Source organism: Ensifer sp. LC11 (genome assembly GCF_001695835.1).
In the GTDB taxonomy this organism is placed as follows: Bacteria; Pseudomonadota; Alphaproteobacteria; order Rhizobiales; family Rhizobiaceae; genus Ensifer.
The window spans coordinates 24,441-35,595 of the sequence record NZ_MBSO01000038.1; the positions used below are offsets into that span (position 1 = coordinate 24,441).

General features: G+C 62.9%; 9 protein-coding genes. All 9 read right to left on the bottom strand.

Going from position 1 to position 11,155, the window contains the following annotated elements; translation table 11 throughout:
* Positions 1–53: 53 nt before the first annotated feature.
* Positions 54–1,070 carry an extracellular solute-binding protein gene (locus BBX50_RS23275; protein WP_065777693.1) on the bottom strand — a complete coding sequence of 339 codons (1,017 nt, stop codon included), beginning with the start codon at positions 1,068–1,070 and terminating at the stop codon, positions 54–56.
* A 27-nt stretch (positions 1,071–1,097) separates the two neighbouring features.
* On the bottom strand, positions 1,098–1,901 hold the full coding sequence (locus BBX50_RS23280; protein WP_065777694.1) for an ABC transporter permease: 804 nt from the start codon (positions 1,899–1,901) through the stop codon (positions 1,098–1,100).
* Positions 1,898–2,827, bottom strand: a complete 930-nt coding sequence (locus tag BBX50_RS23285; protein WP_201723513.1) for an ABC transporter permease — start codon at positions 2,825–2,827, stop codon at positions 1,898–1,900. The genes BBX50_RS23280 and BBX50_RS23285 overlap by 4 nt, the downstream gene beginning before the upstream one ends.
* Positions 2,824–3,897 (bottom strand): ABC transporter ATP-binding protein, encoded by a 1,074-nt coding sequence (locus tag BBX50_RS23290; protein WP_065777695.1) that lies wholly within the window; start codon positions 3,895–3,897, stop codon positions 2,824–2,826. Before BBX50_RS23290 ends, BBX50_RS23285 begins: the two co-directional genes overlap by 4 nt.
* Positions 3,898–3,907: 10 nt before the next feature.
* Positions 3,908–5,998, bottom strand: coding sequence for an FAD-dependent oxidoreductase (locus BBX50_RS23295; RefSeq protein WP_065777696.1), 2,091 nt, complete (start codon positions 5,996–5,998; stop codon positions 3,908–3,910).
* Positions 5,999–6,305: 307 nt separating this feature from the next.
* Positions 6,306–7,787, bottom strand: coding sequence for an aldehyde dehydrogenase (locus BBX50_RS23300; RefSeq protein WP_065777697.1), 1,482 nt, complete (start codon positions 7,785–7,787; stop codon positions 6,306–6,308).
* A complete protein-coding gene (locus BBX50_RS23305; RefSeq protein ID WP_065777701.1) occupies positions 7,784–8,743 on the bottom strand; it encodes a LysR family transcriptional regulator in 960 nt (319 codons plus the stop codon). The genes BBX50_RS23300 and BBX50_RS23305 overlap by 4 nt, the downstream gene beginning before the upstream one ends.
* A 151-nt stretch (positions 8,744–8,894) precedes the next feature.
* Positions 8,895–10,151, bottom strand: coding sequence for an NAD(P)/FAD-dependent oxidoreductase (locus tag BBX50_RS23310; RefSeq protein WP_065777698.1), 1,257 nt, complete (start codon positions 10,149–10,151; stop codon positions 8,895–8,897).
* A gap of 554 nt (positions 10,152–10,705) precedes the next feature.
* Positions 10,706–11,155, bottom strand: a 450-nt coding sequence (locus BBX50_RS23315) for a 4Fe-4S dicluster domain-containing protein (RefSeq protein WP_202619044.1), incomplete at its 5' end; no start/stop codon positions are given.

The following is an 11,155-nucleotide window of genomic DNA, read 5'->3' on the forward strand; positions in this document are numbered from 1 at the left end:
GGCGGCTCCCTGCCAAATGAGAGGAAGCGGGGGCAAACGCCCCCGCGACGGTTTTACTGGAGGAGCTGGGTCCACACGCGGGTAACGAGATCCTGCGCGGCGGGCGAGCAGGTGCGCGAGAAGACGATGGGCACTTCCGGATAGAGCTCCGGCGCGTTTTCCTTTTTGTAGACGACCTTTTCCTGCACCAGTTTCATGGGCGAAGAGTGAGCATAGAAGTTCATTTGTTCAGTGGCGTTTTCCGGTTGAGACATGAACTCGATGAACTTGATCGCATTGTCGCGGTTTGGTGCCCCCTTCGGGATCACCATACTGTCGAGCCAGCCGACCATGCCCTCCTTCGTCATGGCGAGGGCGAAGGGCGATCCCTTGGTCCGGGCCTTCACCTCCTCGCCGTCCCACCAGAAGTGAGCAGCAACCTCGCCCGAGGCGAGGCGGCTTGCAATGTTGTCGGACGAATAGACCGCCACCGACGGCTTCTGTGCCATCAGGAGGTCCAGCACCTTCTTCATCTCCGCCTGGTCCTCGGTGCAGAAGGGAATGCCGAGATAGAGCTGGGCCGCGCCAATCACCTCGTCGGGATAAGAGAGCATCGCGATCTTGCCCTTCAGCTCGCCGTCGGGCTCGAAGAAATATTTGAAGCTGTCGGTGGGGCCTTTGTACTGCGTGGTGTTCACGACGAAGCCGGCGGTGCCGTAGGCGATCGGGATCGAGTGTTCCTGCTTCTCGTCCCACCACTGATTGCGCCAGCGCGCTTCGATGTTCTCGTACGCCTTGAGCTTGTTGGCCCCGTAGTTCTCGACCAACCCCTCGTCGATCATTACGCGCAGGAAGTGCTGGGAGGGCGTGGCGATGTCATAGCCGGAGGAGCCGGCCTGCAGCTTAGTCAGGAGGTCCTCGTTCGAGGTGTAGCCGTCGACATTGACCTTTACGTCATATTCCTTGGCGAATTTCTCGATGACAGCGGGTGAGATTGAATCAGTCCAGACATAGAGATTGAGCTGTCCCTCGGCCTGGGCGGCTGTGGCGAAGCAAAGCGCGAGGGTGGTGGCTGTCAGGTATTTTTTCATGTGCTGTTCCTCTCTTTGTTTTTTGGTTCAGGCATTGTCGCGGTTGCCTCGCGCCGCCACTAGAAGCGCGACGGTAGCGAGGACCAGCGAGGCAAGGATCAGGAGCGTGGCGATCGCATTCAGTTCCGGCGAGGTACCGCTGCGAATGAGCGAGAAGATGTAGACTGGCAGCGTCGTCGTGCCCCCCGTCGACAACAAGTTCGAGGTGATGAAGTCGTCCATCGAGATCAGGAAGGCGAGCATCGCCCCGGAAAAGACTCCAGGAAAGATGAGGGGCAGTGTCACGCGCCGGAACGTCGTCCAGCGGTCAGCATAGAGATCGGCGCTCGCCTCTTCGAAATCCAGCGACATGCCCTGCAGGCGTGCGCGGATCGGCAGGAAAGCGAAGGGCGTGCAGAAGGCGGAGTGGGCGATGGTCAGCCGGATCACGCCATTCTGCACGTCGATCAGCGAGAAGAGGATCAGCGTGGCGACCGCCAGCACGATTTCCGGCAAGAGTAGCGGCAGGTTGACGATTGTTTCCGAGAGCTTGCGGAAGCGGACGTTCTTGCCGCGGATAATGGCAAGGGCGGCACAAAGCGCGACCAGAGTGCAGACGACGGTTGCGATGGCGGCCACCGTCAGCGAGGTTTTCAGCGCGTTTATCAGCGCCGTATTGCGAAGCGCCGAGGAATACCACTGAAGCGAAAAATGCGTCCAGACGCCGGCGATGTTGTTGGCGTTAAAGGAGTAGATCACGACGACGGCCAGCGGCGCGTAAAGGTAGACGAAGAACAGAACCGACAGCGGACCAAGGCCGGGATATCGTTTGACATCGTGGCGAGTGCTCATAGCGCGGCCTCCCGGCGGGCGGCGCGCAGCGCCGCAAAGATCAGGAAGCCCATGACGAGTGCCATCAGCGTTATGGCGATAGCTGCGCCGAAGGGCCAGTTGCGGCCACCGCCGAACTGGAGCTGAATCAGCGTTCCCATCATCATCTGCTTGCCGCCCCCCATCAGCGAGGGCTCCAGCACCGCGCCAAGCGAGGGCACGAAGACGAGGATGGCGCCGGCAACGATGCCGGGGGCCGTCAGTGGCAGGATCACCCGGCGCAGCGTCACCCAGCGGCTGCCGTAAAGGTCGTGCGAAGCTTCGATCAGCGTGCCGTCGAGCTTCTCGATGGAGGCAAAGACCGGCAGCACCATCAACGGCATGGCGGTGTAGACCATTGCCGTCAGCGTCGCCCCGTCGTTGAACATGAGGCTCATGCCAGAAGGAAGGCCGAGGTATTCGAGCAGGCGCGGCAGCGTGCCGTCCTTGCCGAGGATGATCATCCAGGCATAGACACGCAAGATCATCGAGGCCCAGAAGGGCAAAGTCACCAGATAGATCAGCGCCGCCTTACGGCCCGGCGGCTGGCGCGAGATGAAATAGGCAACCGGCACTGCAAAGAGCAGACAGATCAGTGTCGTCGCGCCAGCCAGCAGGAAGGTGCGGACAATGATCAGAAGGTATTGCGGGGTGAATTCCAACTCGCCCGTCCAGCCCTCATTGAAGAGGATCTGGCGGTAGCCGGCGAGGTTGAAATCCCACGCGAAGCCGCCATGCGCGCCACGTGTCGCGACGGAGACGGCAGCGATGATGAAGATGGGCAGGATCAGAGCAAAACCCATCAGCAGCCGGGACGGCAGCAGGCCCCAGAAGGAAGGATCATGCCAGAAACGGACGCGAGGCGCGCGGCCCGCTTCGGCGGTGGCATGGAGGACGCTGTCGGTCATGCCGCAAGCACCCGCGCGGAACCCGCGACGAAGCCCACCGGAACGGTCGCGCCAAGCGGGATGGTGTCTCCCTCACGCGAGGCGTTGCGACGCGAGGCGCGCAACTCGGTTCCCGCAACGTCCAGCGTGTAGTGGGTATAGCCGCCCATGTAGTTCTTGTTGGTGATCCGGCCCTCGAAAACGACACCCTGCGCCTGGTCGCCGAGGTTGATCTTTTCCGGACGCACCGAAAGTATCGCGCGACCCTTGGCGGCATGGCCGGTCGCGGGAACGGTGAGCGCAACGCCGAAGGGCGTGCGAATGGTCGCCTGTCCGGCCGCGGTTTCGACGACGTCCACATCGAGAAAATTCGTCTCGCCGACGAAATCGGCGACGAACCGGTTGACGGGCTCCTCGTAGATCTCCGTCGGCGTGCCGATCTGCTGCACCTCGCCGCCGCCGAGCACAGCGATGCGGTCCGACATATCGAGCGCCTCCTCCTGGTCATGGGTTACGAACACGAAGGTAATGCCGGTGTCGCGTTGCAGGGTGCGCAACTCATCGCGCATTGCCTGCCGGAGTTTCAGATCGAGGGCGGAAAGCGGCTCGTCGAGCAGGAGAACCTCCGGCTCGGGTGCCAAAGCGCGGGCGAGCGCTATGCGCTGACGCTGGCCGCCGGAAAGCTGGGCGGGCTTGCGCTTTGCCATCTGGCTCATGTGCACCCGTTCCAGCATCTCACCGACACGATTGCGGATGCGCGTCTGGTCCCAGCCGAGGTTTTCGAGCCCGTAGGCGACGTTCTGTTCCAGCGTCATGTGCGGGAAGAGCGCATAGCTCTGGAAGACGGTGTTGACGCGGCGCTTGTGCGGCGGGATGGCAACCACCTCGCGGCCGTTCAGTTGGATGGAGCCGCTGTTCGGGCTTTCGAACCCGGCCAGCATCCGCAGCAGCGTGGTCTTGCCGCAACCAGACGGGCCGAGCATCGTGAAGAACTCGTTGCTGCCGATGTTGAAGCTGACCGACTTCAGCGCCTGATAGGCTCCGAAATACTTCGAAACCGATTTTACTTCGATGGCCTTGGACTGGTTCATCCGCATTTCCTCACATCGGCCCGAGTTCGGTAACTTCGCGGCGGAACGGCAGGGCATCACCGATATCCGGCGTATCCAGTTCCCGCGCATAGCGGTGGCCGGCATAGGTCGCCCAGGCGATCGGCGCGGGCGCGGCCGCATCGCCGATGATTTTGACGCTCTTGATGCCGGCATCAGCCCAGTCGTCCTGCCGGGCGAGAAGGTCGTGATAGAGCGCATCTTCGGACGTGCGCGAGCCGACCAGCACGACGGCGTCGCAGCTGACCGCGCGGCGACGGCCGGTATAGGTGCAGTTGGTCTCGACCTCACCGGCGCGGATAGCGGTGACACCGCGGTTGAGGCGAATATCGACGCCGAGATCATCGAGGCGCACGTGGATAGCGCCCTGTTCCAGCGTGTTGCGCGTCCAATCCGAGACATAGGCCGAGGGCGTGACGAGGATGACCTTGGCGCCGGCCTTCGCCATCACCTCAGCCATCACGCCGCCCATGTAATAGTGGTCGTCATCATAGACCACGACGGTCTTGTCGGTGAGGTTTTCCGGATGCTTCTTCGCCATAATGTCGTCCGGCGTCCAGAGCGTCATCGCCCCATCGATTGGCATCGGCACAACATGCTGGCGGGCAACGCCGTCGCGGCGCCAGTGTGAGCCGGTGCTGATGGCGACATGCTCGAAGCCGAAGGCGAGCACATCCTCGGCGGTCAGCCGGCTGTCGAAATAGGTCTCGACATTTGTGCGCTGGCCGATCTGGTACTGGCGGTAGTCAACCACCCGGCCCCAGGCGGAAAGGCCGGGCAGAAGGCGTTCGCGCGCCACGCGGCCGCCAAGCGTCGTGGTGGCTTCGGCCAGCGTCACGTCATAGCCGCGCAGCGAGAGGGCACGGGTGGCCTCCAAACCGGCCGGGCCAGCGCCGACAACGAGCACCGTCTGGCTCTCGCCTTTGGCGTTCATGCGTTCCGGGTGCCAGCCCTTGCGCCACTCCTCCATGAAAGTCGGGTTCTGTGTGCAGCGGCTGATCGACATGGTCATGTCGCCGGTGATGCACATGTTGCAGCCGATGCACTCGCGGATGTCCTCGATCCGGCCTTCCTCGATCTTCTTCGGCAGGAAGGGATCGGCGATGGACGGACGGGCGCAGCCGATCAAATCGAGAATGCCCTGACGCACCATGCGCGCCATCACGTCCGGCGAGGTGAACCGGCCGACGCCGACCACCGGTTTCGACGAGAGTTCGCGAATGCCCTTGACCAGAAGCTCCTGCGCGCCCTCCTCCTTGAAGCGCGACGGGCCGGAACAGTCTTCCCAGGCACCGTGCGCCAAGTCCCAGAGGTCAGGCAGGTCAGCGTTCATCTCGACGAATTCGCGCACCTCGGCATTGGAGAAGCCGAGTTCACCAATCGTCTCGTCGAGGCTGACACGCATGGTGATCGCCGTCGTATCGCCGACAGCTTCGCGGATATCGGCCACCACCTCGCGTGCAAAGCGCGAGCGGTTTTCCAGGCTCCCGCCGTATTCGTCGGTGCGCTGGTTGGTGGCGCGCGACAGGAAGTGCTGGAAGATGCCGAAGCCGTGCGCGCCGTAAAGACAGATGAGGTCGAAACCGGCCATCTTCGAGCGCTTGGCGGCGTTGACGAACCAGCGGCGCAGATTCTTGATGTCCGTGAGGTCCAGCGCGCGGGCCTGCACCGGATCGTTGGTGAAGGTGCGGATCGGCAGGGCCGAGGGCGCAAGCGGCACCTCCTTCGTGTAGAAATTCGGGCCGTTGATACCGGAATAGGCGAGCTGGATACCTGCGAGCGCGCCATGCACTTTCATGGCGTCGGACATGCGGCGCAGGCCCGGAATATCCTTGTCCTCCCAAAGCCGCAGCTCGATGAAGGGCGTAATCTCCGAGGTGTGGTGCATCTCGGTCTGCTCGGTGAAGATGACGCCCCAGCCGCCCTCGGACTTGATGCCGCGCATGGCCGCGGCTGCGGAGGGGTCGCGGTAACCGCCGCCGTTGCAATGCGGCACCTGATAGAACCGGTTCTTCGCGACGTGGGGACCGATTGGGACGGGCTCGAACAGAATGTCGTATTTGCTGTCGCGAGTATGGGGCATTCTCAATGCTCCTGTAGAGGATTATATCGACTATTGGATTTGACGAAGCGCAAACGGTAAATGACGCGTTCTGGAAACATGGATTAGGTTCAGGCTAATCAGCGGCCGCCGTGTGGCGATGTTGCAAAATCAACCTACGCGCGAAAACACAACCGCTCCAAGGCATCTGGAGGATTCCTATTTATTTTCAGATGCTTGTGAAGAGACCGACGCCGGTCACCGTTCGCAAGGAAATACGCATTCGGTAACCGGCACCTTCGATGGTTGAAATCCCTGGCGGCGCGCCGCAGCCAGAGCGGGCGGATGCCTAGTATTTCACCCAAACCGTTTTCAGCGCGCAGTACTTATCGAAGCTGTGAATCGAGAGGTCGCGGCCGAAACCGGACTGCTTCATGCCGCCGAAGGGCGTCATGGTGGAGAGCGCATCGACGGTGTTTACCGAGACCGTGCCCGCATGGAGCCTGTCCGAAACGGAGAGCGCCCGCGACAGATCCCGTGTCCAGACGGAGGCGGCGAGGCCGTATTCGCTGTCGTTGGCAATCAGCAGCGCCTCCTCGTCGTTAGCGAAGGGCGTAATGGCGAGCACGGGGCCGAAAATCTCCTCCCGCGCGATGCGCGCATCCGGCGACACCTCGTTGAAGATGGTCGGCTGGATGTAGCAATCCGAGCCGTCGCGCGTCTCGCGATTGCCGCCATATACCAGCCGGCCTTCCGAGCGGCCGATGTCGATATAGCTTGCCACGCGGTCGGCATGGGTCTTCTCGACCAGAGGCCCCATGCGGGTGACAGGATCTAGCGGATCGCCGAGCGGCCAGGCGGCGGCAGCCTCGATCAGCTTCTGGGTGAATTCCTCCTGCACGGAGCGGTGTACCAGCAGGCGCGAATTGGCCGAGCAGACCTCGCCGGAATTGAACAGAATGCCGAAGGCCGCCATCCCAGCCGCCTTGTCGAGATCGGCATCGGCGAAAACGAGGTTCGGCGATTTGCCGCCGGTCTCAAGCCACACCTGCTTCATGTTGCTTGCGCCGGCATAGGTCATAAAGAGCTTGCCGACGTTGGTCGAGCCGGTGAAGACAAGCGCGTCGACATCCGGATGCAGGCCAAGGGCACGTCCGGCATCTTCGCCGAAGCCGGGCACGACGTTGAGCACGCCGTCCGGCAGGCCGGCCTCGGAGGCGAGTTCCGCCAGCATGAGGGCGGAGAGCGGCGACTGTTCGGCCGGCTTCAGCACGACGGAATTGCCGGTGGCGAGCGCGGGCGCGAGTTTCCAGGTTGCCATGTCCAGCGGAAAGTTCCACGGCACGACGGCGCCGATGACGCCGAGCGGCACGCGGCGGATCATGGCGAGATCCCCGCGGCCAGTGGGCGCGATCTCGTCATAGAGCTTGTCGATGGCCTCCGCATGCCATTCGAAGAAGTGCGCCGAGCCGGGCGCGTCGATTGTGGAGCTGTCGCTGATAGGCTTGCCAATATCAAGCGTGTCGAGCAGGGCGAGTTCCGGCACGTTTTCGCGAATGAGGGCGGCAAGCCGTAGGAGCACCGCCTTGCGCTCCGCCGGCGATTTGCCCGACCAGCGGCCATCCTTGAAGGCGCGGCGGGCCGAAGTGACGGCGGCGTCGATGTCTTCCGCGGTGCCGCGGGCGACGTCCGTCAGCACCTGCGCATTGGCGGGGTTCACGGTTTCGAACCGCCCGCCCTTCGCCGCCTCGCGAAAACCGCCGTCGATATAGAGGCCATTGCGGAATTTCAGGCTCGCGGCGCGGGCGCGCCAGTCGGTGGTCGTGGTCATGAACTGCCTTTCTGTTCTCGGGGGGCGTCGGCGGAAGCCGGCAGGTCCATGACCATGTCGCCAATCTTTTCGCCGCAGAAATCGATGAAGCGCCGAACGGTGAGCGCCGGGCTCGCCCCGCCCATGGCGAGTATGCCCATGCGCATGGGACGGAGGTTGCCGGAGAGCGGCACAAAGACCAGCTTGTTGCCGTCGGGCGCATAGGCGGAGACCGGCCTTATGTTGGCGATGGAATAGCCGAACCGGTTGGCGACCATGGCGCGCATCACGGACATGTCGCGCGTGCGCTCGACAATGTGCGGCGTCAGGCCCGCATCGCGGAAGAGCGAGAGGAAGTAGGCCGAGCTGTGCGGCAGGTCGAGCAGGATCATCGGGTGGGAGGCGAGGTCCTCCACCGTCACCTCGCGGTGGCCCGCAAGCGGGTGATCCGCCTGCAGCACGGCATAAGGCGGCAGCACGGCAAGCTCGTGAAACGTTATGTCGGCGGGAATGTCGAGGTCGTAGCTGAGCGCGATATCAAAGCGCGCCATGCGCAACCCTTCGAGAATGCTGGCCTGGTCGCGCTCGTACTGGAAGAAATCAACGTCCGGATAGGTATCGGAAAAGGCACGGCGCAGCGCCGGGATTACGGCCTGCGCGAAGGTGACGAGGCAGGCGACGTGCAGCGGCCCGCGCACCTGCCCGGTCAGTTCATTGGAAAGCGCATTAAGCTTGGCCGCCTCGGAAAGGATTTGTCGCGCCTGGTCGACGAAGCTGCGGCCGGCCTGCGTCAGCGAAAGGCCGTGCGCGTGCCGGCGCACGAAAAGGGTGATGCCGAATTCCTTTTCGAGTTGGGAGACCGCCGCCGAGACCGACGGCGCGGACACATTCACCCGTTCGGCCGCCTCCGTGACGGAGCCATATTCCCCGACCGCGACGAGATATTCCAATTGGCGAAGGGTGAAGCGCAGAACCATATCCGTATCCTTTTTGGTCCGCCAATTAAGGAACAGATTCGAACGCGCGAAAAGGGCATCGCCATCCGGGCTGTGGATGACATTGCCGCCGGGGCTCGGGTTTCGGATCATGGCATGCTCGCCTCCTCCGTGCGGGCGCCGACGCAGCCTCTCAGGAGGCCGCGGCTGCGGTCTCGGCCGTCCGCCTGCTCCGGTTCTCGGCGATGTAGCCTGCGAGGTAATCCGCATCGTGCCAGACGCCCCAAATGAAGGAAGAGGCGCGGCGTGACAGCCAGGGAAGGCCGACGAAGAAGAGGCCCGGCACCCTTGAGACGCCGCGCTCGTGCACCGGCCGTCCCTTTTCGTCAAAGGCATCAAGCCTCGCCCAGCTGTAATCGACCGTGTAACCCGTCGCCCAGATGATGGAAGCAATGCCAGCCTCCTTCAGGTTCAACGAGAGGATGGGATCGCTCACGCAGAGCGGATCGGGTTCCTTCCGGCGGGCTTCTGGATCTTCGGGCAGATCGAGATTGTTTTTCGCAGCATAGTCGTCGGCGCGATCAAGCAGGGAGAGGTAGTTGGCATCGCCCAGCGCGATGTTCGTCGCCAGGTCTGGCGCGATGCGCAGCACGCCGTTGTCAAAGGCATCGGCCCGGCCGAGCAGCACCATGCCGCGTGCGCCAAGGCGGCGGAAGTCGACGGTCTGCCCGCCATAGGCACCGCTGACGGCGATGGTGACATGTTCCGTATTGGGTGCCGGCACCTTGAGGTCCCAGATCCCGAGCACGCCCAGCCACCAGCAGAAATCCTTGCCGCGATAGCGCCGCGGCGGCCGATCGTGCGGGCCGATGGAGAGATAGACGCGTTTCCCCGCGCGCAGCAACTCGTCGGCGATCTGTGTGCCGGAGGAGCCGGCGCCCACCACAAGCACCGCACCCTCGGGCAACTGGCCCGGATTGCGGTAGGTATTGGAGTGAATTTGCACGAGACCTTCCGCCGCCGGCACGAGGGCTGGCATGGTGGGACGCTGGAAGGCGCCGGTGGCGGAAACCACGTTCTTCGCCTCGAACACGCCCGCCGTTGTCTCGACGCGGAAAGTGTCGCCCTCCTTGCGAACACTCTTGACCTCGACACCGGTACGGATCGGCGCCTCGATCTTTTCCGCGTAGGCGACGAAGTAATCGGCAACCTGTTCCTTGGGGACGAAGGCATCGTCGTCGACGCCGGGGAAGGTCATGCCGGGAAAGCGGTCATGCCAGGCGGGGCCATTGGCGACGAGGGAATCCCAACGCGCGGTGCGCCAGCTCTCGGCGATGCGGTTCTTTTCGAGCACCAGATGGGGCACGCCGCGCTTGCCGAGATGTTCGCTCATCGCTACGCCCGCCTGACCGGCGCCGATGACGAGCGTATCCACTTTTTCCACTGACATGCCGCATCCTCTTTTGCTTCGACGGAGGGTCGGCCCCTACGGCCGATCCTGCCGATTGGTGTAAAGGAGGGCGGAACTGCCTGACATAAGAGTTTGATTCAGCGCTGATTAGGCGCCCGCTAAATGCCACGGCAGGGGAGCTACCGCGCCCAGCGTGGGCTTCGGAAATATGATCAAGAGAGCGATGGCGTACCGTCACGTACCGTCGTAACCGCCGAGAGCACCTTTCAGGTGATCCGCTCATTGGTCGTGGGTGGAATGCAGCGCCGTTACAGGCGGCAATCACGTCAGACAGGCGATTACAATCCTCCGGCGCCGCAAATTTTTTGGGGTCGAGTTCGTCAGCGATGATAAAACAGCGCACTGCTCGTGCCGAGCCGAACGCCGCACCCGCCTATTCGATATCCCATTGCCGCGTCAGCTGACTGCCGGCGGTTGTGATGCCAAGTGGCATCGCCTGCGCATAAGTGGGCAAGAGTGGGATTACATGTTCGGATAGACCGGTCCGTCGCCGGCCTTCTTCACGGAGGTCCGTGCGGCCCGCCTCCCGAACATTACATGTTCGGATAGACCGGGCCTTCGCCGCCCTGTGGCGGCACCCAGTTGATGTTCTGGTTCGGGTCCTTGATGTCGCAGGTCTTGCAGTGCACGCAGTTCTGCGCGTTGATGACGAAGACGTCCTTGCCGTCCTTCTCCACCCATTCGTAAACGCCGGCCGGACAGTAGCGCGTCGACGGGCCGGCAAAGACATCGTGCTCGGAGCGCTTCTGCAGCTCCATGTCCTTCACCTGCAGATGGACCGGCTGGTCTTCCTCATGGTTGGTGTTCGACAGGAACACCGAGGACAGGCGGTCAAAGGTCAAGACGCCATCCGGCTTCGGATAGTCGATCTTCTGGTGCTGTGCGGCCGGCTCCAGGCAGGCGGCATCGGTCTTGCCGTGCTTCAGCGTGCCGAAGAAGGAGAAGCCGAAGAGCTGGTTGGTCCACATGTCGAGACCGCCGAG